Here is a 24,318-nt window from a genome sequence, read left to right on the forward strand (position 1 = left end):
TACATCTTTCGTCATCGGCTGGACCTCCAGTCAGCCAAACGAGCCCGCCTCTCCCTGAAGGCGGACATCGCAACCAGGTTTCGATGCAGCCGCTGAGGCCGCATCAAGGAAGAGAAAAGGCAAAACGGATGATTACGACCAAATCCCTGCGTCCCTCCCTCAAGACCGTTCTGAAGGCCTCGACGGTTGCCGGCCTTGCTGCCGTCATGCTGACCTCCGGCCTGCCGGCGCGCGTCTCCCAGTCCTTCGCTGAAGCGGTGAAGGTGGAAGCACCGTCGGTGCCGAGCTTTGCCAACGTCGTCGAGGCGGTTTCGCCGGCCGTCGTTTCGGTCCGCGTCCAGTCGCGCGTCAATCCGGTTTCCGAAGAGGGCAACAACTTCACCTTCGATTTTAACGGTCGCGGCTTCGACGACCTGCCGGATGATCACCCGCTGAAGCGCTTCTTCAAGGAATTCGGCCCGCGCGGCGATGACCGTGCCGAGCGCGGTGGCCCGGGTCGCCGTGGCCCGCATGGCGAAGGTCGCCTGCGTCCGACGTCGCAGGGTTCGGGCTTCTTCATCTCCGAAGACGGCTACCTCGTTACCAACAATCACGTCGTTTCCGACGGCTCGGCCTTCACCGTCATCCTCAATGACGGTACCGAACTTGATGCCAAGCTGATCGGCAAGGACAGCCGCACCGACCTCGCCGTGCTCAAGGTCGATGACAAGCGCAAGTTCACCTATGTCAGCTGGGCTGACGACAGCAAGGTTCGTGTCGGCGACTGGGTGGTTGCTGTCGGCAATCCGTTCGGCCTCGGCGGCACCGTGACCTCGGGCATCATCTCGGCCCGTGGCCGCGACATCGGCTCCGGCCCCTATGACGACTACCTGCAGGTCGACGCGGCCGTGAACCGCGGCAACTCGGGTGGTCCGACCTTCAATCTCTCCGGTGAAGTGGTCGGCATCAACACCGCGATCTTCTCGCCGTCGGGCGGCAACGTCGGTATCGCCTTTGCTATCCCCGCAGCTACCGCCAAGGACGTCGTCGCCGACCTGATCAAGGATGGTTCGGTTTCCCGCGGCTGGCTGGGCGTGCAGATCCAGCCGGTGACCAAGGACATCGCCGAATCGCTCGGCCTGGCTGAGGCAAGCGGCGCGCTCGTCGTCGAGCCGCAGGCCGGCTCTCCCGGTGAAAAGGCTGGCATCAAGAAGGGCGATGTTGTCACCGCTCTGAATGGCGACACGGTCAAGGATCCGCGTGATCTTGCCCGCAAGGTGGCCGCAATCCGCCCGGGCACGACCGTCGACCTCGCGCTGTGGCGCAACGGCAAGTCCGAAAGCGTGAAGCTGGAAATCGGTACCTTGCCGAAGGATGACAAGGAAGCAGCCAAGAGCCAGGACGACCAGTCCGAAGAAACACAGCCTTCGAGCGAACAGGCGCTGGCTGACCTCGGTGTCACCGTCGTGCCGTCCGACGACGGCAAGGGCGTCACCATCGCCTCGGTCGATGAGGACTCTGATGCCAGCGACCGTGGCCTGAAGACGGGCGAGAAGATCGTCTCCGTGAACAATCAGGAGGTGAAGTCTGCCGACGATATCCTCAAGGTCATCAACGCTGCCAAGAAGGACGGCCGCAGCAAGGCGCTCTTCCAGATAGAGGCCGAGAACGGTAGCCGCTTCGTGGCCCTTCCGATCGATCAGGGCTGATCGCGGCAGTCAAATGATTGACCGGAGCGCCGCGATTTCCAAGTGATTTCGCGGCGCTCGTCGTTTGGAGCGGGATGAAGAAGGTGTGTGCGGTTTTCCACCCGCATCTCGCTCTCACTTACGAAAATCGATCACGATGATTTTGGGTCCATCCGACCGATGCTTCCGCGATCGAGGGCATTCGCCAATCCGGTTGTCTGGCCGGTTGTCGGAAAGCCGAAACCGGTTGAGACAGATAGGGGTCCGGGACTATGGTCGCGCGTATGAAGATTCTCATCATTGAAGACGATCTCGAGGCGGCAGCCTATCTGGCGAAAGCCTTCCGTGAAGCAGGCATCGTTTCCGATCACGCCAGCGACGGCGAGAGCGGCCTCTTCATGGCTAGCGAGAACAGCTACGATGTTCTCGTGGTCGATCGCATGCTGCCGCGCCGCGATGGCCTGTCTGTGATCACCGAACTCAGGCGCAAGGATATCCACACGCCGGTGCTGATCCTCTCGGCGCTCGGGCAGGTCGACGACCGTGTCACGGGCCTGCGCGCCGGCGGCGACGATTATCTCCCAAAGCCCTATGCCTTCAACGAGCTGCTGGCGCGTGTCGAGGTGCTCGGCCGCCGCAAGGGTACGCCCGAGCAGGACATGGTCTACCGCGTCGGCGATCTCGAACTCGACCGCCTGTCGCATTCCGTGCGCCGCCAGGGCAAGGAGATCCCGCTGCAGCCGCGCGAGTTTCGCTTGCTCGAATATCTCATGAAGAACGCCGGCCAGGTCGTCACCCGCACCATGCTGCTGGAAAACGTCTGGGACTATCATTTCGACCCGCAGACCAACGTCATCGACGTGCATGTGTCGCGGCTGCGCTCGAAGATCGAGAAGGACTTCGATGTACCTCTGCTGCGCACCGTGCGCGGCGCCGGCTACATGATCAAGGATGACCGGGCCCCCGCATGAGCAAGCTTCGCGTTCTCTTCAGAACGACCGCGGTTCGGCTTTCCGCCCTCTACCTCATCCTCTTTTCGCTCTGTGCGGCCTTCCTCGTCTTCTATGTCACCGGCATGTCGGAGCGGTTGCTGCAGCAGCAGACCCGCGATGCCGTGACCGCGGAAGTGGCGCAGATCGAGCAGGTCTACAATCGCGCCGGCATGAACGGTCTTCTGCGCTCGCTTGAACGCCGCGCGCGTCAGCCGGGCGCAAATCTCTATGTCATTGCCGGGCCGAGCGGCGAGATTCTTGCCGGCAACGTCGCAAGCCTCGAACCGGGACTGCTTGATAGCGAAGGCTGGACCGAACGTCCCTTCGCCTATCAGCGCTATACGGACGAGACGAAGAAGGACAGCCATGTGGCGCTCGCCCACGTGCTGGTGCTCGACAATGGTCTGCGCATTCTCGTCGGTCGCGATCTGCAGGAGCCGCAGAAGTTTCGCGCGCTGGTGCGTCAGGCGCTGATGGTGGCGCTCGGCGTCATGGGGCTTGGCGCGCTCGTCATCTGGTTCGGCATCGGCCGCAACGCCTTGAAGCGTATCGACCGCATGTCGGAGGCGAGCACCAAGATCATGGCCGGCGATCTCTCGCAGCGCCTGCCGATGAGCGGCTCCGGCGACGAGTTCGATCGGCTGTCGGAATCGCTGAATGCCATGCTCGGCCGCATCGAGAAGTTGAACGAAGGTCTGCGCCAAGTCTCCGATAACATCGCCCATGACTTGAAGACCCCGCTGACGCGCCTGCGCAACAAGGCGGAAGCCGCACTTGCCCGCAAGGGAACCAGCCAGCGCGGCGCGCTCGAGGAGATCATTGGCGAGTCCGATCAACTGATCCGGACCTTTAATGCTCTCTTGATGATTTCGCGGGTCGAGGCCGGCTCGTCCGCGGCCGAGATGAGCGAGGTCGACCTTTCTGAGATCGTTTCCGATTGCGTCGAATTGTACGAGCCCGTTGCAGAGGATGTCGGCTTGAAACTCGAAGCCGAGGTTATCAAGAACGTCGGGATATCGGGCAACCGCGAACTGATCGGACAGGCCCTCGGCAACCTCATCGACAACGCCATCAAATATGCTGACGGTGCGGACAATCCGCTGATCAAGGTCTCTCTGGAAAAGCGCGATGGGTATGTGCTGCTGTCTGTCGCCGATCATGGCCCTGGCATACCTGCAGCAATGCATGACGAGGTGGTGAAGCGCTTCGTTCGCCTGGATGAGAGCCGGTCCAAACCGGGCACGGGCCTCGGCCTGTCGCTGGTGGAGGCGGTCATGGAGACGCATCACGGCTCGCTGCGTCTTGCCGATACCGAGCCCGCGGCCGGCGACGGTGGCAAGGGTCTGACCGTGCAAATGGTTTTCCCGATGGCTGCAACCTGATAGACCGGTTCCCGGAGAAGAGGCGGTATGAGGAATGTGTGCGCGGTTGTTCCGCCACACCCGCTGCAGCGGAAGGGAGAGGGCATGCAGGAACAGGTGCAGCAGTGCTGGGAGATCGAGACGGCGCCGATCCGTCCTGCAACCCAGGCCGACGCCAAGGCGGCGCTCTCGGTGCTGAAGGACATGGCCAAGGGTCATGACCAGATCGCAAGCCTGCTCGCTTCGGAGAGCCCGTTCAAGACATTCGTCGTCTCGGCCTTTGCGCTGTCGCCCTTCCTGCGCGACACCGGTGCCAGCCGCCCGGCCATTCTCGAAGAACTTCTGTCCACTGATCTTACGACCTTCCTGACAGAACGGGTGCGGCGCGCCCGCGACGCCTGGAAGCCGAACGAGGGTGGCGCTGCTTTGCCCGACACGGAGATCATGGCGCGGCTGCGGAGAGCCAAGCGCGAGCTTGCCTTCGCCGTGGCGCTTGCTGACCTCTCCCGGCATTTCGACGGCCGCGAAACCACGCGCTGGCTCAGCGAATTTGCCGGTGCTGCCGTGTCGGCGACGATAGATCACCTGCTGCTGAGCGCGCACGAGAGCGGCAAGCTGATCGTCAAGGACGTCGCCTACCCGAGTGTCGGTTCCGGCGTCGTCGTGCTCGGCATGGGCAAGCTCGGCGCCTTCGAGCTCAACTACTCCTCCGACATCGACCTCGTCGTCTTCTACGATCCGCAATCCGGCATCATCGTCGATCGCGATGATGCCTCGGAAACCTTCGGCCGCCTGCTGCGCCGCCTGATCCGCATCCTGCAGGAGCGCAGCGGCGACGGCTATGTTTTCCGAACCGACCTGCGCCTGCGGCCGGACCCGGGCTCGACGCCGCTCGCGATCCCGGTCGAAGCGGCGATGCTCTATTACGAGAGCAGGGGGCAGAACTGGGAACGGGCCGCCTTCATCAAGGCGCGGCCGGTGGCCGGTGATATCGAGGGCGGCGAGCGCTTCCTGCGCGAGTTGGTCCCCTTCGTCTTCCGCAAGTATCTCGACTATGCGGCGATCGCCGACATTCATTCGATCAAGCGGCAGATCCATGCGCACAAGGGGCATGGCGAGATCGCGGTCAAGGGGCACAACATCAAGCTTGGCCGTGGCGGCATCCGCGAGATCGAGTTCTTCGTGCAGACGCAGCAGTTGATCGCCGGCGGCCGCATGCCGGAGCTGCGCCAGCGGGCGACCGAGCCGATGCTGCGGGTCCTCGTCAAGGCCGGCTGGATCGACGAGGAGACAGCCGACGAACTTGTCGAGGCCTATTGGTTCCTGCGTGATGTGGAGCACCGGATCCAGATGGTGCGCGACGAGCAGACCCATGTCCTGCCCGAGACCGAGGCAGAGCTGAAGCGTATCGCCTATATGCTCGGCTTCGAGGACACGGCCGCTTTCTCCAAGGCGCTGTCGCGCGTGCTGAAAACCGTCGAGCGCCGCTATGCCCAGCTTTTCGAGCAGGAGGCCAAGCTCTCGACCGAGACCGGCAACCTCGTCTTCACTGGCCAGCGCGACGACCCCGATACGCTGGAGACATTGCGAAAGCTCGGCTTCCAGCGGCCGTCGGACATCTCCCATACGATCCGCACCTGGCATTACGGCCGCTACCGTGCGACGCAATCGGTGGAAGCGCGCGAACGGCTGACCGAGCTGACGCCGGAGCTTCTGCGCGTCTTCGGCGAAAGCCGCCGGGCCGACGAAGCGTTGCTGCGGTTCGATAATTTCATTTCCGGCCTGCCGGCGGGCATCCAGCTCTTTTCGCTGCTCGGCAACAATCCGGGCCTACTGTCACTGATCGTCAACGTCATGTCGTCGGCGCCGCGGCTTGCCGAAATCATCGCCGCGCGTCCCCATGTTTTCGACGGCATGCTCGATCCGGGCCTGCTCGCCGAACTGCCGACCCGGGACTACCTCGCGCCGCGCATCGCCAATTTCGTCGGCGGCGCGCGGCACTATGAGGAGGTGCTCGACCGCCTGCGCATCATCGCTGCCGAGCAGCGCTTCCTGATCGGCATCCGGCTTTTGACCGGCGCCATATCGGGTGCCCAGGCGGGCCGCGCCTTTACCGATCTCGCCGACCTGATCATCGCCGCGGCGGTGAAGGCGGTGCAGGACGAAGTCCGCTCCGTGCACGGCGATTTCCCCGGCGGCCGCATCGCCGTTGTCGGTATGGGAAAGCTCGGCAGCCACGAGCTGACCGCGGGCTCGGACGTCGACCTGATCCTGCTCTATGACTACGATGAGGCGGCAACCGAGTCCGATGGCACCAAGCCGCTGGACCCGACGCGCTATTTCACGAGGGTGACGCAGCGCCTGATCGCGGCACTTTCCGCGCCGACCGCCGAAGGCATTCTTTACGAGGTCGACATGCGGCTTCGCCCTTCCGGCAACAAGGGGCCGGTCGCTACCAGGATCAACGCCTTTGCCAAATACCAGCGCGAAGAGGCCTGGACCTGGGAGCATCTGGCTCTGACCCGGGCGCGCTGCATCTGTGGCGACGACAAACTGATTGCTGAGGCCAATGCGATCTTCGCCGAAATCCTCGGCCGCAAGCGCGATGTTGCCAAGGTGAGTGCCGACGTGATCTCCATGCGCGAGATGATCGATAGTGAGAAGCCGCCGAGCGACATTTGGGATTTCAAGCTGATCCCGGGCGGTCTCGTCGATATCGAATTTATCAGCCAGTACCTGGCGCTCGTCGCGCCGGCGAATGGCGTTCAGCCGCTGACTGCCGGCACCAATACCGGCGATGCGCTGAAGCTGCTCGGCGACGCCTTGATGAACCCAAACGATCTCGATGTCGCCCTGGAGGCGCTGCATCTCTTTACCGAGTTGTCGCAGATCGTGCGGCTGTGCATTGAGGGAGAGTTCGAGCCGAAGGAGGCGCCGGCCGGGCTGATCGATCTCGTCTGCCGGGCAGGGGACTATCCGGACCTGAAAACCTTGGAGGCAGACATCCGCCGCCTGTCGAAGGCGGTGCGGCGCGTTTTCCAATCGGTGGTTTCAGGCTGAGCGTCGTTCACTGACGCGTTAAATCATCGCGATCAATATGCTGAGCGGGATGCGAGCGGAAACCGTTCGCACTTCTCCTGATCCCGCTTCAGGCGCGGTCGGGGATTCTAACCGAGATGATGGTGCCGACGTTTTCCGTCGAGTGTATTTTCATGCTGCCGCCGTGCAGGCGGGTGAGTGAGCGCGAGATCGCGAGCCCGAGGCCCGATCCGCCCTTGCTCTTGGCGTATTGGCTCTGCACCTGTTCGAAAGGCTGGCCGATCTTCTGAAGGGCGTCGCGCGGAATGCCGATGCCGGAATCGGCGATCGTCAGTGTCACGGCGCCGGTCACCTTGCGCGCTCGAAGCGAAATGCGCCCGCCATTGTTGGTGAACTTGACGGCGTTCGAAAGCAGGTTGAGCAGCACCTGCTTCATGGCGCGTCGATCGGCGACCATGGTGAGGCCCGACGAGATCTGTTGCACCACACGGATGTTCTTCTGCTCCGCCGGGATTGTCGTGAAGCGCAGCGTCTCTTCAATCAACGGCGCCAGATCGATCCTCTCGCGGCTGATGCGCATGTGCCCGGCCTCGATCTTCGACATGTCCAGGATGTCGTTGATGACGTTCAAGAGGTGCTTGCCGCTCTCGTGGATGTCACGCGAGTATTCGTTGTATTTCTCCGAGCCGAGCGGCCCGAACATCTGGTTCTGCAGGATCTCCGAGAAGCCGAGGATGGCGTTGAGCGGCGTGCGCAGTTCATGCGACATGTTCGCCAGGAATTCCGACTTGGCGCGGTTCGCCGCTTCGGCGCGTTCCTTTTCCGCCTGGTAATTGGAGTTGGCGACCGAAAGCTCGGTCTTCTGCCGCTCCAGCGTCATGCGTGACGCCGAAAGGTCGCCGATCGTCGCCATCAGACGCCGCTCGGATTCGCGCAGGCGCACCTGGTGGCGTTTCAGAAGCGTGATGTCGGTGCCGACGGAAACGAGGCCGCCGTCGCGCGTGCGCCGCTCGTTGATCTGCAGCCAGCGTTCGTCGGCAAGTTGAACCTCGCTCGTCTGCGACTGGTTGCTACGGTCAGGATCGGCGATGCGCCGTTCGACCACGGGGCGTGCTGCCGCGGTTTGCACGGCAATGCGTTCGGTGCCCGGAACAAGCACGTGATCCGGCAGCTTGTAGGCTTCCTGGAAGTGGGTGTTGCACATGACCAGGCGGTCATGCTTGTCCCAAAGGACGAAGGCCTCAGACGTACATTCGATCGCGTCGGCGAGCCTCTGGTCCGCTTCGGCATAGCGCTGGGCAAGCCGGTGCTGCTCGGTGACGTCCATGGCGATGCCGATCAGATGCGCCCGCCCGGAAACGGTACGGATGATTTCCGCGCGGGCGCGTAGCCACACATAGTGGCCATCCGCATGTCGCATGCGGAAAACCTGGTCGATCTGGCGCGCGTCGCCGCGCGCGATGGTGCGTGCCACGCCGTAGATGCCGCGATCATCGGGATGCATCAGCCGCGCGGCGTCGCCGAAGGAGAGCACGCTGCTCTCGCCGGGCATGCCGAGCATCTCGTACATCGACCGCGACCAGAACAGCCGACGGTTGGCAAGGTCGAAATCCCAGAGGCCGCAACGGCCACGTGACAGCGCCGTCTCGACACGCAGGTTGGATTCGACAAAGACCGAATCCGCGTCGCGGGCCCGCTTGGCCTGAATGTAGTAGGCGTAAAGCACCATCAGCAGGATCGCCGAAATGCCCGCAAAGAGCGTAACGTTGAGTGACACCTCGTCGCGCCAGGTCGTTTCGAGCTGGGTGATCGGCGTTGCGGCCAGCACCACCCCGGCGGCATCGGGCAATTGCGCCAGTGCTACGATATGGTCGACACCGACGATCGGTGTCTTCATGACGCTGGAATGTTCGCCGAAATACTGCAACGTCGCGATATCCGGCGCGACCGCCGCCAGCGTCCGGCCGATGAGCGGCCCGCCTTCCTGGGTGCTGGCGAAGATCCGGCCATCCTTGCGGACCGCAAGGATGAACGTGCCGGGATCGAGCATGCCGGTTGGCAGATACTGGCTGAAACGTTGCTCCGCGTCCGCGCGGCGGCCCTCGTCAAAAAGGGCTGCACCGTCCGTCTGGAAGGCCGCAACCGCGATGGCGGCCGCAAGCCCGACCGTCTGGCGCGAACTCTCTTCCATGCGGGCGTGCTCGTCCATGATGCTGGACATGCGCGAGACCGCTACGATGATCAGGAATGCGATGATGAGGATCGGGATGGAACGCTTGAGAACGGGCTCCGCGCTCGCCAGACGCCGCGAGGTCGGTCCGGCAAAGATCTTCGCCTGCGAGATAAACTCCTGCTCCAGGCGGCCGGCAAGCCCCGGAAACTTGAGTCGCAACCGCCCGTCGGCTGCGCTCGCCTGTCGCGCGTCCGCCATCTTTCCCAATCTGAAAACCCTCTGATGATTCGGCGCGCCGCTCGCCCGAATCTGACTCAATGAATCACAGGGCGATTCGCCTTGTCCAGAGGCGTTGGTAAAGATTTGTTAACCATTTCTTATCGTTGGGAAATAGTAGGCCGGGTCGCGTGAGCGGCCCGGCCTTAAACAAAATCAATGAGTTCCAGAGCGCAGTGCGTTCAGATGAACGCACAAAGGACGCTCTAGCACTTTGATTCTAGAGCAGTGATTCCACTTGAAGCCGGATGCTCTAGGACTCAGGCCTTGAGCATCCGCTCGACGATGTCGCCGACGTCGGCCGAAAGTTTCGACGCTCCGGCAATCTCCTTCAAGGCCTTGCGGGCATGACCGGCGCGCTTGTCCTCCAGCGAGCGCCAGGAACGCATCGAGGTGAGGATACGGGCCGCAAGCTGCGGGTTGCGCGGGTCGATGTCGAGGATCTGGCGCGCGAGGAAGCGGTAGCCCTCACCATCGGCGCGATTGAAGCCGGTCGGGTTGGCGAAGGCATAGGTGCCCACCAGCGAGCGCACGCGGTTGGGATTGTTGCCATTGAACAGGGGCTCGGCCATCAGCGCCTTGACGCGATCGAGCGTTGCGGCGCCGGGGATGGTCGCCTGGACGGCGAACCACTTGTCGATGACGAGTGCGTTGTCGGCAAAACGCTTGCGGAACGTCGCAAGCGCTTCCGAGGTCTCGGCGGCATCCGGAAAGCGGTGCGCGAGCAGCGCCAGCGCATGGCTGAGATCGGTCATGTTGTTGGCGGCGGCAAAGGCCTTGGCGGCGCGCTCCGGCCCTTCATCGCCCTGGACGAGGTATGTGAGGGCGCTGTTGCGCAGCGCCCGCCGGCCTGCACTCGCAGCATCCGGGCTGAACGCGCCTGACGAAACGAGGTCTTCGGCCAACTTGAGGAAGGTGTTGCGTCCGGCAGCGGCAACGGCCACCAGGATCTGCTGACGTGCGGCGTGGATCGCGTCGGGATCGTTGTTCGTGCCGATCTCGCGGGCGATATCGGATTCGCTCGGCAGCGCCAGCGCCTGCGAGCGGAAGGCGGGCTCCAGCGTGTCATCCGCGGCGGCGCGGATCAGGCCGTCGATGAGCGCCTTGTCGCAAACGACCGGCTTTCCGGCGCGGACATTCGCCGTGGCCTCGACCAGGTTGCTGAGCGCAATGGCGTTGAGCGCCTGCCAGCGGGCGAAGAGGTCGCTTTCGTGATGCGCGATTAGTGCGAGGTCCTCGGCGCTCTGCTCGATATGCAGATTGATCGGCGCGGAGAAGCCGCGGTTGAACGACGGCACCGGGCGCGACGGGATGCCGGAGAAAACCACCGTCTGCTTGCGCTCCGTGAGGTGCAGGACGTCGCCGGTCAAGTCGGCGCCGGAGACCGAGGAGAGGTCGACTTCGCTGCCGCCTTCAAGCAGCAGACCCATGCGCAGCGGAATATGCATCGCCTCCTTGGCGCCCTGTCCGGGCGTCGCTGGCACGGTCTGCTCGAGCGACAAGGTGAAGGTCTGCTTGGCCGCGTCATAGGCGCCAGAAGCGGTGACCAGCGGCGTTCCGGCCTGGTGGTACCAGAGCGCGAATTGGCGGAGATCTCGGCCGCTTGCCTCTTCGAAGCAGGCGACGAAATCTTCGATCGTGACGGCCTGGCCGTCGTGCCGGTCGAAATAGAGGTCCATGCCCTTCTTGAACAGATCGCGGCCGAGGATCGTCGCGATCATGCGGGTGACTTCCGAGCCCTTTTCGTAGACGGTCGTCGTATAGAAGTTGTTGATTTCGCGATACTTCGTCGGCCGCACCGGATGGGCCAGCGGGCCGGCGTCCTCGGGAAACTGCTCCGACTTCAGGTGCCGCACCTCGGCAATGCGCTTGACCGCACGCGAGCGCATGTCGGCGGAAAATTCGTGGTCGCGGTAAACCGTCAGGCCTTCCTTGAGGCACAGCTGGAACCAGTCGCGGCAGGTGATGCGGTTGCCGGTCCAGTTGTGGAAGTATTCGTGCGCGATGATCGCCTCGATATTGGCGTAGTCCGCATCGGTCGCCGTTTCCGGATCGGCGAGCACGTATTTGTCGTTGAAGACGTTGAGACCCTTGTTCTCCATCGCCCCCATGTTGAAGTCGGAGACGGCGACGATCATGAAGATGTCGAGGTCGTATTCACGGCCGAAGGCATCTTCGTCCCACTTCATCGAGCGCTTGAGCGCGTCCATGGCGTAGGAGGCGCGTGGCTCCTTGCCGTGCTCGACATAGATCTTCAGCGCGACTTCGCGGCCGGACATCGTCGTGAACGTATCCTCGACGACGCCGAGATCGCCGGCGACGAGCGCGAAGAGGTAGCTCGGCTTCGGATGCGGGTCGAACCAGGCGGCGAAATGGCGGCCGTCGCCCATGTCGGCGCCGCCGAGATAGTTGCCGTTGGACAGCAGGAGGGGAGCGGACGCCTTGTCGGCGATGATGTTGACCGTGTAGACGGCAAGCACATCCGGACGATCGGGGAAATAGGTGATGCGGCGGAAGCCTTCGGCCTCGCACTGGGTGCTGTAGATGCCGTTGGTGCGGTAAAGCCCCATCAGTTGCGTGTTCGTATCAGGCGAAAGCAGCGTGGTGATGGTGATTTCGAAGGGTGCGGTTTCCGGTAGGCCGCGGATGGTCAGCGTATCGTCGGCAACGTCGTACAGGGCGGTTGCGAGCTCTTCCTGGTCCAGCAGCAGGCCGGTCATCTTCAACTCGTCACCGTCGAGCAACAGAGGCGCCGATGCGTCGACGCCTTCGCGACGATGGAAGATCAATCGGGCTTCGACCTTGGTTTCCTTCGGGTCTAGCTCGAAGGTCAGATCCACTCTCTCCAGAACGAAGTCGGTCGGCCGATAGTCTTCCAGATGAATAATCTGGCCAGTATTTGTCCGCATGGTCAGTCCCGCTTGCGCCGTTCTACTGGAGAATTTGTAGTGGGCGCCTGTGATGGTGAAAAGGCCAAGGGGCGAAAAGTCGGATAATGCCACACGATTGTGATGCCGGCGACCGCACTTTCGACAGAAAAGGCATGTCTTCCCGAAGGTCTTCCCGCTCCCTTATCGGATTGACGTGTACCGAAGTGGGACTAACAAGACATGAATTGGAAAGGTTTTTTTCGCGGCAGCTAAAGAAAAGCTCGACGTCGTTTTGCCGAACGGCAATCGATCAAGAAAAAACGTCATTCATCACGAAGTTTGATCCGACTTTCTTGCCGAGCGTCGCTAAGGTGACGAAGTCCTGTGGCGGTTTCTCCGCCTAAAAATCTCCAAACCAGCCCTCGTGTCTGCTGATCGCCGGCGGAGGCTGTTCGAAAAGTGCCCTCAATGGATGCGGAAGTCGAAAGCCCGATGAAGGGGATCCTGCTCAAGGTCCTTTCCGTCGTCATTTTCGTTTGCATGTCGACGTTGATCAAGGCCGCCGGAAACGAGATGGCCACCGGCCAGATCACCTTCTACCGCTCGGCCTTCGCCATGGTGCCCATTCTCGGCTATCTCGCCTTCCGCGGACAGTTGCGCGATGCTTTCAAGACAGAGGATTTCACCGGCCATATCGCCCGCGGCTTCGTCGGCATTCTCGCAATGAGCTTCGGCTTCTACGGCCTCGTGCATCTGCCGCTGCCCGAAGCGATCGCCATCGGCTACGCCATGCCGCTGATCGCCGTCGCCTTCGCGGCACTTTTCCTTGGCGAGACGGTGCGGCTTTATCGCTGGTCGGCGGTGGTCGTCGGGCTGGTCGGCGTGATGATCATCACGTGGCCGCGGCTGACCCTTTTCCGCGAAGGCGGCTTCGGTTCGCTGGAGGCGCTGGGCGCCGCAGCGGTGCTGGTTTCGGCGGCTCTCGGCGCGGTGGCAATGGTGCTGGTGCGAAAGCTCGTCAAGAACGAGCGGACCCATACGATCGTGCTCTACTTCTCGCTGTCGGCCTCGGTCTTCTCGCTGGCGACGCTGCCCTTCGGCTGGCCGTCGATCTCGCGCCAAGCCTTCCTGCTGCTTATGGTCGCCGGCTTCTGCGGCGGCGTCGCGCAGATCCTTTTGACTGAGAGCTATCGTCATGCCGACATGTCGACGATCGCGCCGTTCGAATACACGTCGATCGTGCTCGGCTTGATCATCGGTTATTTTCTGTTCGACGATGTTCCGACGGCCACCATGCTGATCGGCACCGCCATCGTCGTCGGGGCCGGCATCTTCATCATCTTCCGCGAACATCGGCTCGGGCTGGAGCGCAGGGGCGCCCGCAAGCACGTGACGCCGCAGGGCTGAGGACGAAGCGCGAGTTCGCTTCTGTCGGTGGCCTTTATGAGCGCGGCTTATCCCAGGCAGGAACCGTGTCGTCATCGATCAGCGGTTCCTGCGCCATCTGCTGGGCGATGGGGCTCGTCACGTCAGGTCCGGGTGTCGGCATCACGCTCGTTGCCTGGAAATCGGTCTTGGCGACCAGGCCCTTGTGCTGCTCGCGCTGCAGGATGCGCCAGGCGGCGTAGCCGCCATAGAGGGCGAAATAGACAGCGAGAACGAGGAACAGCGCCGCCGGGCCGAAGCGATCCATGACCGGCCCGACCATCAGAGGGCCGGAGATCGTGCCGAGCCCATAGGTGATCATCAGGCCGGACGATGTCTCGACATACTCGTTGGGTTTGGCGAGGTCGTTCGCATGCGCGACGTTGAGCGCATAGATCGGAAACAGTACCGAACCGACGAGGGCGGCGATGGCGTAGAGAACGGTCGGCGAACTGCCGATTGCGGCCGACATCACCAGGCAGGAGACGACGCCGACGACGCCGCAGCCGATCATGACGATGCGCCGGTCGATCTTGTCGGAGAGGCGGCCGATGGGGATCTGCGAGATCGCGCTGCCGGTCAAAAGCGAGGCGAGCAGGGTCGCACCTTCGGCGGTGGAAAGACCGATCTTCTGGGTGAAGACGCCGCCGAGATTGAGCCAGGCGCCGGAGAGCGCACCGGCGAGAAAGCCGCCGACGACGGCGACCGGCGAGCGGCGGAAGAGCGTCGGGATGTCGAACTTGGCCTGCGCGGGCGGTGCGGGCATCGGCGAGGAGGAGAGGGCCGTCGGCAGGAGGGCGAGCGAAAACAGCACGGCGCAGAGCATGAACAGGGATGTGTTCGTCGGGTCGCCGAGCGGCACCATATATTGTCCGCCGATCGTGCCGACCATCGTCGTGATCAGGTAGAGCGAAAACAGCAGGCCGCGGTTTTCGTTGGTGACGCGTTCGTTGAGCCAGCTTTCGATGACGAGGTAGCTTCCGGAAATCGCAAAGCCCGATATGGCGCGAAACGCGATCCAGGCGCGCCAGTCGACGATGAGGCCGCAAAGCAGGATTGCGATGGAAAGCAGCGTGATCAGCGCCGTGAAGACGCGCACATGGCCGACGCGCAACACGAATTTCGGCGTGACGATGCAGGATAGCGTGAAGCCGACCGTGTAGCCGGTGGCGATGATCGAAACCGTCAGCGTCGACCAGTTCTCTGCGACGGAGCGCACCGGGATGACATAGCTCTGAAGGCCGAAGGCGACCATCATGAGCAGGGTCGACACCATCAGGCTGAAGACGGAAGCGAGGTTGGCCAGCATCGGCGCTCCTGAAAACAAGGCGCCCCTCCATCGATGGCGACGGCAGGCAAGCGCAGGTGGAGCGAGGACGGTCTGACGGATACCGGACGAGCCCGACACTCCAAGGTCAAAGCGAGTGTGGCTCTATCCAGTTTTTCGGGCGCTGTCGATTGCGACAGGCGATGGCAAAAAGGCGGTAGGCCTCTTTGCCGGCAGCGATCAGTTCGGCAGCAGCGGGCTCACGGCCACGCGATGGGCGCGGCGTGCATCCTTCTTGGTGCTGAGAATGGTGTATTCGCGCGAGGCACGCACGGCAGTACCGATGTCGGAGATCGAATCGAACAGGACCTTGAGGCTAACGATGGGCTTGGTCATGGTTGCGTTCCTTTCTTCGTCGTCGGCCGATAATGGCGACTTGTGCACGCGATACGCGGTCAAGCGTATCGCGTGGGGATCAGCGCTGAATGAAATCGGCGAAAATCTGCGCCGGACGGGTGGTCCGGGCAAGGCCGATCGCGGTCATCTGCTCGTTGGCTGCCGTGCCGAAGCGGTTGAACGGCGTCCGGTAAGCAGCGCCGGTGTGGCGGAGCGTCTCAAAGCTGCTGTGGATCGGACGAAAGCGGGCAGTCATGGTTCAATTCCTTATTCCATTCCTCCCGTGCCAGTATATTGCGCTGCAACATCTCATTTTGCAATGCGTCATAATGCGCCGCTGATATGCGCAAACCGCATGGCTTTCTTCATTCTTTGTTCATAAAGCGGGCAGCCAGGTTGGCGCCGCATGGGCGCACCGTAATTCGGCGAGGGTCAGCCTTGGATCCGGGCCTTGAAGGCAAGCAGGTCCTGCCAGGCGAAGCGCTTGTTGACGGGCGCCGTCATCAGATCCTGCGGGTGCAACGTTGCGAGCGTCGGCACCGTGATGCCGCCGATCGAAAGCTCCCGCCATTCGCCGCGAAGCTGATGGATCGTGTCGTTGCCGCCGAAGAAGAAGCGGGCGGTGAAATTGCCGAGCAAAAGCAGATGTTTGGGCTCGGCAAGGGCGATTTGTCGTTCGATGAAGGGACGGCAGATGTCGGCTTCGCGCGCCGTTGGCACGCGGTTGCCCGGCGGGCGCCAGGGCACGACGTTGCTGAGCAGTACGCTTTCGCGCGCCAAGCCGATGCCGGCGAGCATGCGGGTCAGCATCTCGCCGAGCCGGCCTGCGAAGGGCTGGCCGTCGCGATCGCAGTCGGCATAGGGCATCGGGCCGACGATCATGATGCCGCTTGCCGGGTCGCCCTCGGCAAAGACGAGGTTGCGGGCGCTGTTCCTGAGATTGCAGCCGGCAAAACCCTCCATCGCAACCCTGAGCTCGGCGAGCGATCGGGCTGATTCGGCGGCAAAGCGCGCCTCTTCGATCGCCTGCGCATCGGGAATGGCGACGGCAGGGGCGCTCGCGGCCGGAGCGGGTGCGCGGCTTTCGCGGGATGGAGCGGAAGCGGGGGCAGCCGCTGCCGCTGTCTGGCGTGCAGCCGGTTGCGAAGCGGGTGTCTCCCCACGGTCGTTGGCCGCCGGCGCGCGCGCGTTGCCGCGCGCCGCCTTCATTGCCTCGAACTCGGCGAAGCGGTCGACCGGCTCCTCTTCCAGCAGCCATTCGACGCCCGCATCCGCATGGAAGGCGAGGAGGGCGGCAAGCTGCGCCGGAGAGAGATCGTGGGCGGAAATCATGGCCGCCAACCTAACCCATAAGCCGTCGGACCGGAACCGCTTTTCCGGCCCCCGGCATTCCTATCCAAGGTCATGCACATCAGGCGCGCAGGCCTCGGCTTACGCCGCATTGGCCGTCCAGTGGGCGATGTCCTCGTGCTCGCCGATCAGCGCCAGACCGTGAGCGATCGACAGCAGTTCGCCGCCGCTTTCGATGCGGTCGGCCTCGAAGCGCCGCTCGAAGATGCCGCGCACCGCCGGAACGAAAGACGTGCCGCCGGTCAAGAACACCTTGTCGATCGACCCGGGCGCCGTCGCGGTCGACTGCAGCACGTCGTCGAGTGCGCCCTCGATGCGGGCCAGCTCCGGCGCGATCCAGCCTTCGAAGTCGCTGCGGCGAACGGTGCGGCGCGACATTTCGCCGAGCGGGGCGAAATAGAATTCGGTCTCGTCTTCCTGCGACAGCCGCATCTTCGTCGCCGAAATCGCGTTGTAGAGCGGATAGCCCTCGTCATGTTCGATCAGGTCGACGAAGGCTTCGAGCTTTTCCGGCTCGAGGCTCTGGCGCACGAGCTTTTTCAGATCCGTGAAATCTTTCAACGTCTTGAAGATGGACAGCTGATTCCAGCGGCCGAAATTCGCATAGTAATTCGACGGCACTTCAAGCAGCTTGTCGAAGCTCTTGAAGAGACTCCCCTTTCCAATCAGCGGCGAGACGACGTTGTCGATGATGCGGAAGTCGAAATGGTCGCCGGCAATGCCCACACCCGAATGACCGATCGGGGTTGCGGTCAGCCGCCCTGCCTTGGTCTCGAAGCGGATCAGCGAATAGTCGGTGGTGCCGCCGCCGAAATCGGCGACCAGGACCGTTGCATCCTGCTTCAGGTTCTGCGCGAAGTAGAAGGCCGCCGCCACCGGCTCGTAGACGTAGTGCACCTCCGGGAAGCCGAATTCCGAGAGGGCTGCGCCATAGCGTTCAAGCGCGAGCGCCGGATCAGGGCTGGAGCCGGCGAAATGCACCGGTCGGCCGACGACGATGCGGCTATACTGATCCGTCCAGCTGTCGCCGGCATAGTCGCGCAGCTTGTTCAGGAACACCCGCATCAGATCCTCGAAGCTGTGGCGCTTGGCAAAGACCTGCGTGCCCTGGAAGAGGGGGCTTGCGGCAAAGGTTTTGATCGATTGCAGGAAACGACAGTCGCCCGGATTGTCGATGAAGGCGCGGATCGCCGCCTGGCCGGCTTCGACCTTCAGTGCCTGGGCGCCAAGGTTGGCGTCCTTCATGAAGGAAAGCGCGGTGCGCATGGCGTCGGTCGTGCCGGCGAGACTGTCGAACTGCATCGAGTGGGTGGTATCGCCGGCGGCAACGGCAAGCACGGAATTGGTGGTGCCGAAGTCGAAGCCCAGTGCCTTGGCCATATGGTGGTCTCCTTGCGTCTGGCGTCGCTCCGCCGCCCGGAGCAAGCCGGCGGCGCGCAACGCAACATGTAATTTTGTCGGGCCGTCTCCGCATGTTCAGGCGGCCGGCCCCGAAGTCGGCAAAAGACACGTCGTCCGGGCGCCAGAGGGGCGCCGAGTCGAGTGCCGTTTGCGAATGGGATATGCCGGCGCGGACCGCCGGAAGGGTGCGGCGGCCTCGTGGCATGGCTCTTCGGCAAAAGCAAGGCCGAATGGCTCATAGCGTCGGCACGCGACAAAATGATGTATTTACGTTTACGTACACGTCATATAAACATTTGCCCTAAACTCATGACCTCATGCGCAAAAGCGGGCATCGTCTGTCGCATCCCGGCTCGACAAGCCAAACTGCATTTGCCATGACGGAATGATATGTCCTGGGAACTGAACCGGCAGAAGACCGGTGAGACTGGAGAGACGGTATGACCGAGCAAGATCTGCCCGAACGCGAGAGCATGGAGTTCGACGTTGTCATCGTCGGGGCGGGGCCTGCCGGTCTTGCGGCGGCGATCCGGCTGAAGCAGGTCAATCCGGAGCTTTCGGTCGTCGTCTTGGAAAAGGGCGCCGAAGTCGGCGCGCATATCCTCTCGGGCGCCGTCGTCGATCCGATCGGCATCGACCGGTTGCTGCCGGGCTGGCGCGACGAGGCGGATCATCCGTTCAAGACCGAGGTCACGGACGACCACTTCCTGTTCTTGGGCCCGGCCGGCTCAATCCGCTTGCCGAATTTCATGATGCCGCCGCTGATGAACAATCACGGCAACTATATCGTCTCGCTTGGGCTCGTCTGTCGCTGGCTGGCAAGCCATGCCGAAGCCCTCGGTGTCGAGATCTATCCGGGCTTTGCCGCGACCGAAGTGCTCTATAACGACGAAGGTGCCGTCATCGGCGTTGCCACCGGCGACATGGGCGTCGAGCGCAACGGCGAACCGGGACCGAACTTCGCCCGTGGCATGGCGCTCCTGGGCAAATATACGCTGATCGGCGAGGGCGTGCGCGGTTCGCTCGCCAAGCAGCTGATTGCGAAATTCGATCTCTCCAGGGATCGCGACGTCCAGAAATTCGGCATCGGCCTGAAGGAGCTCTGGCAGGTGAAGCCCGAGAACCACCGGCCCGGGCTGGTGCAGCACTCCTTCGGCTGGCCGCTCGGCATGAAGACCGGCGGCGGTTCGTTCCTCTATCATCTCGAAGACAACCTGGTCGCGGTCGGCTTCGTCGTGCACCTCAATTACAAGAACCCCTATCTCTTCCCGTTCGAGGAGTTCCAGCGCTTCAAGACCCATCCGGCGATCCGCGGCACCTTCGAGGGTGGCAAGCGGCTTTCCTATGGTGCGCGTGCGATCACCGAAGGCGGCTACCAGTCGGTGCCGAAGCTGTCGTTCCCCGGCGGCGCGCTGATCGGCTGTTCGGCCGGTCTCGTCAACGTGCCGCGCATCAAGGGCAGCCACAATGCGGTTCTGTCGGGCATTCTCGCGGCCGAGAAGCTGGCGGCGGCGATCGAAGCGGGCCGCGCCAATGACGAGCCGATCGAGATCGAGCGCGGCTGGCGCGACAGCGCCATCGGCCAGGACCTGAAGCGGGTGAGAAACGTCAAGCCGCTGTGGTCGAAGTTCGGCACGGCGATCGGCGTTGCGCTCGGCGGCTTGGACATGTGGACCAACCAGCTGTTCGGCTTCTCGTTCTTCGGCACGCTGAAGCACGGCAAGACCGATGCCCAGTCGCTGGAGCCGGCAGCGCAGCACCAGAAGATCGATTACCCGAAGCCCGATGGCGTGCTGACCTTCGACCGGCTCTCCTCGGTGTTCCTGTCGAACACCAACCACGAGGAAGACCAGCCGATCCACCTGCAGGTCAAGGATCCGGAGCTGCAGCGCACGTCGGAACTCGACGTCTTTGCCGGCCCGTCGACGCGCTACTGTCCGGCCGGGGTCTACGAATGGGTGGAGAAGGACGGCAAGCCTGTCTTCGTCATCAACGCGCAGAACTGCGTGCACTGCAAGACCTGCGACATCAAGGACCCGAACCAGAACATCAACTGGGTGCCGCCACAGGGCGGCGAAGGCCCGGTCTATCCGAATATGTGATCTTTGGATGGCGGCCGCAGGACCTCCGAGGTTCGCGGAAACGAAATTGTTCGAGGCGCCGGAGGGAACTCCGGCGCCTCTTTTGTATTCGCGCGCACGTGTCGAGCGGTAGTCCGATCATCGAAAAGGCAATCCGTGCCGCTATTGGGAAAGTCCTTGCCGGCAAACCCCGTTAGCTTTCATGGTGTCATCGGCTCGAAGCCGACGAATCCGCAGGCCTTTCGGTCCCTGTTGTTTCGAGTTGGACCGAGCCTTGTGACGCTGCCGATCCCCGCGGTGAGATCGGCAGTGCGACGGGATGCACCGCCAGAACAAAGGGAACGGAAATGAAGAAGCTTCTTGCAACGACGTGCCTGGCCGCCGGCCTTCTTGGCCTTGCTGGTGCGGCCTCGGCCGCCGAATGCGGCGATGTGACGATTGCCAATATGAACTGGCAGAGCGCCGAAGTGCTCGCCAGCCTGGACAAGTTTATCCTGAACGAAGGTTACGGTTGCAACGCCGAAATCATACAGGGCGATACTGTCCCGACGATCACATCGATGACCGAGAAGGGCCAACCCGACATCGCGCCCGAAGGATGGGTCGATCTTCTGCCCGATGTCGTCAACGCCGGCGTTGCAAACGGAAAGCTCGTCGTTGCATCGACCGTCCTGACCGATGGTGCGGTGCAGGGCTGGTGGATGCCGAAATACCTTGCTGACGCTCATCCGGACGTCAAGACGATCGATGATGTCCTCAAGCATCCGGAGCTGTTCCCGGATCCCGAAGACAAATCGAAAGGTGCGATCCACAATGGCCCGCAGGGCTGGGGTGGTACGGTCGTGACCTCGCAGCTTTACAAGGCCTATGGCGGCGAAGCGGCGAACTTCACGCTGGTCGATACGGGTTCCGCCGCTGGCCTCGACGGCTCGATCGCCAAGGCCTACGAGCGCAAGGAAGGCTGGGTCGGCTACTACTGGGCTCCGACTGCGCTTCTCGGCAAGTACGACATGGTCAAGCTCGACTATGGCGTGCCGTACGACGCGGCCGAGTGGAAGCGCTGCAATACCGTCGCGGATTGCCCGGACCCGAAAAAGAATGAATGGCCGAAGGACACCGTCCAGACGCTCGTGACCAAAGCGTTCTCCGAGCGCGCCGGCGAGGATGTCATGGGCTACCTCAACAAGCGCGCCTGGTCGAACGACACGGTCAACAAGCTGATGGCCTGGATGACCGACAACCAGGCAAGCGGCGATGATGGCGCAAAGCACTTCCTCGAGGAGAACGAGGCCATGTGGAAGGAATGGGTATTCGCCTGAGGCAGCTGAGAAGATCAAGGCGGCGCTTTGATCTCACCGATTGAACCCACGGGCGGCGCGATCCTTGCGCCGCCTCTTTGTTTGACCCCCCGGCAACAGCAAAACAACAATCGCGGCCGAGGATGCGATCGCCGTGATCGAGGAGGATAGATTTTGGATTGGACTGGTTGCCCAGCTTTCCGCACATGGATGATGCGTCTTTACGCGATCTCAAGAAGGCGATCGACGAAGGGTTCCGCGGTTTCACGCGGGCTTATGGGGACGGTCTTGAAGCAATATTCGAGCCGCTACAGCACTTTCTGATCTGGTCCGAGCGCTTCATGACCCAGACGCCCTGGCCGATCATCCTCTTGCTCATCGCCGCCGTCGCCTGGTTCGCCAGCCGCAACTGGAAGATCGTCGCGGGAACGGTCGTGACGCTTCTGCTCATCGGCTACTTCGACATGTGGGACGATACGATGAAGACGGTCTCGATGATCTTCGTCTGCACGGTTCTGTCGATCGTCGTCGGTATCCCCATCGGTATTGCAATGTCCCGGTCGGACAGGGTGCAGAATATCGTCAATCCGGTTCTGGACGTCATGCAGACCATGCCGAGCTTCGTCTACCTCATTCCGGTTGTCATGCTGCTCGGCATCGGCAAGGTTCCGGGCCTCATCGCGGTGGTCATCTATGCCATCCCGCCGATGATCCGGCTCACCAATCTCGGCATCCGCCTCGTTGACAAGGATGTACTCGAAGCCGCCGATGCCTTTGGTTCCTCGAACTGGCAGAAGCTGAAGAACGTGCAGATGCCGCTTGCGCTCCCCACCATCATGGCCGGCACCAACCAGACGATCATGATGGCGCTCGCTATGGTCGTCATCGCCTCGATGATCGGCGTTCAGGGCCTTGGACAGCCGGTGCTGAAGGCGATCTCGAACCAGTATTTCACGCTCGGCATCTTCAACGGGCTCGCCATCGTCGGCATCGCGATCATCTTCGATCGTGTCAGCCAGGCCTATGGCCATCGCCTGCAGAAACATCGGGAGATCATCCACGGCTGAGCCGAGCGATCTCAAGAAAAGAAAAGGCCCCGGAGCGGAAACGCGCCGGGGCCTTTGTCTTATTGGGGAACTTCTCGGTTTAGGTGCGGGTAGAGAGAATGCCGGTCGAAAGCGCCACGCCGATAGCCGTGACGATTGCGGCCAGCATTTCGAACGGGCCGATTTGCTCGCCGAGCAGGATCGCGCCGCCGATCATCGCCAGCACCGGGGTCAGCGCCGTAAAGGCAGCGGCCTGCGTGCCGCCGAGGCTCTTCACCGCAAAGCCATAGGCGACCATGGCAATGAGGCCGGAGAGGATGCCCTGGCTGGTGATCTGCAGGGCGATCTCCTTGACCGGAACGCTGGCAAGCGTGCTTCCGAAACAGGCGGCAAGCGCCAGATGGATCAGGAACGACCAGGCCGCAATCAAAGCGCTTCCCTGCAGCGGGCTCAGGCCCGAACGGCGGAAGGTGTGGGTGTAGATCGCCCAGAGCGTGGCCGCTGCGGGCAACAGCGCGTATCCGATCCACCCTGTGGACACTGAAACGGCAAGGTTGCGCGTCAGCAGGATAGCGACACCGGCGACGATCGCGGCAAAACCCACCATCCGCATTCGGTCCGGACGCTCGCCAAAGATCGTGATGCCGATCAGGGCGGTGGCAAGCGGCATCGAGCCGCCGAGAAGAATGCCGACGGAGGAGGCGGGAACCGAGTGGATCGCAAAGGCGGAGACCTGGAAAAAGACCGCGCCGGAGCCCGCGACCATCAAGGCGAGGAGCAGGATCGGCAGCTTGCGCGGCAAGAGCCCGGTCTTGAGCCAGAGCGGCGCGAGCAGGAGCGCCGGTACGCCGTAGCGGATCAGGCCAAGGTCGATTGTGCTGAGTGCGGTGCCGGCCGAATGGCGGGTTGCGAGAATCCAGCCGGCCCAGATGAGGACGGTCACGAAGGCACCGGCATAGCCGGCGGTGGCAGGCGACGTATTGCCGCGAGCAAGCGTAAGCGCAACCATTTGAATTTCCTTCCCGATTTGGATATCTGAGGGGCTTTTGGGTCTGGAAGGAAGATTACGCCCGGAAGGCCGGGCATGTCCTTGCGATTTATGCCCGAAATAGACTATCATCAGCAACAATGTGCCAATAGTAACCTCTGAAGTTTGTGAACATGCCAAATCTCGATAAATTCGATCTCGCTATCCTCAGGATCCTTCAGGAGGATGCGCGCGCGACGAACGTCGAGATCGCAGAAAAGGTCAATCTTTCGCCGTCGCCCTGCCTGCGGCGCATCCGCAATCTGGAGAAATCCGGCATCCTGCGTGGCTATCGGGCCGATATCGACCGCAAGGAAGCCGGTCTCGGGCTCACCGTCTTCGTGGAGATCAAGGTGGGACGGCACAGCCGCGAGAATGCGCAGCGGCAGCAGGAGGCGCTGCTCGCCATTCCCGAGGTGGTGTCCTGTTTCCTGATCTCGGGCAATGCCGACTTCCTCGCCGAGGTCGTCGTCGAGGATCTCCCGGCTTACGAGACGCTCTTGACCGAGACGCTGCTTGCCTTGCCGGGTGTGACCGACATCCGTTCGAACTTCGCGATCCGATCGATCAAGACCGGCGGGCCACTGAAGTTGCCCGAGCCGCGCTGAACGGTTGTCATTACCAGTCTCCGAGCGCCGACCGGCACGCG

The 24,318-nt window shown here is 62.6% G+C and carries 16 protein-coding genes and 1 pseudogene; 9 read left to right on the top strand and 8 right to left on the bottom strand.

Translation table 11 applies throughout. From position 1 onward, the window contains the following. The first annotated feature begins 128 nt into the window (after positions 1–128). The 4 genes from ACN9MO_RS03680 (at position 129) to ACN9MO_RS03695 (ending at position 7,080) form a co-directional block, all read left to right on the top strand. A complete protein-coding gene (locus ACN9MO_RS03680) occupies positions 129–1,688 on the top strand; it encodes a Do family serine endopeptidase (protein ID WP_113132792.1) in 1,560 nt (519 codons plus the stop codon). A 251-nt stretch (positions 1,689–1,939) separates the two neighbouring features. Next, positions 1,940–2,638: a response regulator transcription factor gene (locus ACN9MO_RS03685; RefSeq protein WP_057250377.1), complete on the top strand. Its 699-nt coding sequence runs from the start codon at positions 1,940–1,942 to the stop codon at positions 2,636–2,638. After that, positions 2,635–4,041: a sensor histidine kinase gene (locus ACN9MO_RS03690; protein WP_057250375.1), complete on the top strand. Its 1,407-nt coding sequence runs from the start codon at positions 2,635–2,637 to the stop codon at positions 4,039–4,041. Before ACN9MO_RS03685 ends, ACN9MO_RS03690 begins: the two co-directional genes overlap by 4 nt. Before the next feature lie 84 nt (positions 4,042–4,125). After that, a complete protein-coding gene (locus tag ACN9MO_RS03695) occupies positions 4,126–7,080 on the top strand; it encodes a bifunctional [glutamine synthetase] adenylyltransferase/[glutamine synthetase]-adenylyl-L-tyrosine phosphorylase (protein WP_058325579.1) in 2,955 nt (984 codons plus the stop codon). A gap of 88 nt (positions 7,081–7,168) precedes the next feature. Here the strand turns inward: ACN9MO_RS03695 and ACN9MO_RS03700 are convergent, their stop codons facing one another. Together ACN9MO_RS03700 and pepN are read right to left on the bottom strand one after the other, a co-directional pair. Continuing rightward, complete coding sequence (locus ACN9MO_RS03700) at positions 7,169–9,499, bottom strand: PAS domain-containing sensor histidine kinase (protein ID WP_057250371.1); 2,331 nt, start codon at positions 9,497–9,499, stop codon at positions 7,169–7,171. A 269-nt stretch (positions 9,500–9,768) separates the two neighbouring features. Further along, entirely contained in the window at positions 9,769–12,417 is a 2,649-nt protein-coding gene (gene pepN / locus ACN9MO_RS03705; protein ID WP_113132791.1) for an aminopeptidase N, read from the bottom strand. A 429-nt stretch (positions 12,418–12,846) separates the two neighbouring features. Between pepN and ACN9MO_RS03710 the strand changes: the two genes are divergently transcribed. Further along, complete coding sequence (locus ACN9MO_RS03710) at positions 12,847–13,785, top strand: DMT family transporter (RefSeq protein ID WP_113132790.1); 939 nt, start codon at positions 12,847–12,849, stop codon at positions 13,783–13,785. 34 nt (positions 13,786–13,819) lie between these two features. On the opposite strand, the gene ACN9MO_RS03715 is transcribed toward ACN9MO_RS03710, so the two are convergent. The 5 genes from ACN9MO_RS03715 to ACN9MO_RS03735 all read right to left on the bottom strand — a co-directional run bounded on the left by ACN9MO_RS03715 (position 13,820) and on the right by ACN9MO_RS03735 (position 18,196). Next, positions 13,820–15,112 (bottom strand): MFS transporter, encoded by a 1,293-nt coding sequence (locus ACN9MO_RS03715; protein WP_058320289.1) that lies wholly within the window; start codon positions 15,110–15,112, stop codon positions 13,820–13,822. Between the two features lie 198 nt (positions 15,113–15,310). Next, on the bottom strand, positions 15,311–15,466 hold the full coding sequence (locus ACN9MO_RS03720) for a hypothetical protein (RefSeq protein ID WP_093232127.1): 156 nt from the start codon (positions 15,464–15,466) through the stop codon (positions 15,311–15,313). Positions 15,467–15,545: 79 nt separating this feature from the next. Beyond that, positions 15,546–15,722, bottom strand: coding sequence for a hypothetical protein (locus ACN9MO_RS03725; protein WP_089043882.1), 177 nt, complete (start codon positions 15,720–15,722; stop codon positions 15,546–15,548). Between the two features lie 176 nt (positions 15,723–15,898). Further along, positions 15,899–16,798, bottom strand: coding sequence for a uracil-DNA glycosylase (locus ACN9MO_RS03730; RefSeq protein WP_113132874.1), 900 nt, complete (start codon positions 16,796–16,798; stop codon positions 15,899–15,901). 99 nt (positions 16,799–16,897) lie between these two features. Continuing rightward, positions 16,898–18,196, bottom strand: coding sequence for an Hsp70 family protein (locus tag ACN9MO_RS03735; RefSeq protein ID WP_057250363.1), 1,299 nt, complete (start codon positions 18,194–18,196; stop codon positions 16,898–16,900). Positions 18,197–18,657: 461 nt separating this feature from the next. On the opposite strand from ACN9MO_RS03735, the gene ACN9MO_RS03740 reads away from it, so the two are divergent. From ACN9MO_RS03740 to ACN9MO_RS03750, 3 genes and pseudogenes are all read left to right on the top strand, one after another. Continuing rightward, positions 18,658–20,319 carry an electron transfer flavoprotein-ubiquinone oxidoreductase gene (locus ACN9MO_RS03740; protein ID WP_425986614.1) on the top strand — a complete coding sequence of 554 codons (1,662 nt, stop codon included), beginning with the start codon at positions 18,658–18,660 and terminating at the stop codon, positions 20,317–20,319. Between the two features lie 326 nt (positions 20,320–20,645). Then, positions 20,646–21,648, top strand: a pseudogene (locus ACN9MO_RS03745) (ABC transporter substrate-binding protein). A 127-nt stretch (positions 21,649–21,775) separates the two neighbouring features. Next, positions 21,776–22,663 carry an ABC transporter permease gene (locus ACN9MO_RS03750; protein WP_425986617.1) on the top strand — a complete coding sequence of 296 codons (888 nt, stop codon included), beginning with the start codon at positions 21,776–21,778 and terminating at the stop codon, positions 22,661–22,663. Between the two features lie 79 nt (positions 22,664–22,742). Here ACN9MO_RS03750 and ACN9MO_RS03755 read toward each other — a convergent pair whose 3' ends face one another. Further along, positions 22,743–23,651 carry a DMT family transporter gene (locus ACN9MO_RS03755; protein WP_113132267.1) on the bottom strand — a complete coding sequence of 303 codons (909 nt, stop codon included), beginning with the start codon at positions 23,649–23,651 and terminating at the stop codon, positions 22,743–22,745. 152 nt (positions 23,652–23,803) lie between these two features. Between ACN9MO_RS03755 and ACN9MO_RS03760 the strand changes: the two genes are divergently transcribed. After that, positions 23,804–24,277: an Lrp/AsnC family transcriptional regulator gene (locus tag ACN9MO_RS03760; RefSeq protein ID WP_058320285.1), complete on the top strand. Its 474-nt coding sequence runs from the start codon at positions 23,804–23,806 to the stop codon at positions 24,275–24,277. The last annotated feature ends 41 nt before the right edge of the window (positions 24,278–24,318 follow it).

The organism is Ensifer sp. R-19, from assembly GCF_049905105.1.
In the GTDB taxonomy this organism is placed as follows: domain Bacteria; phylum Pseudomonadota; class Alphaproteobacteria; order Rhizobiales; family Rhizobiaceae; genus Ensifer.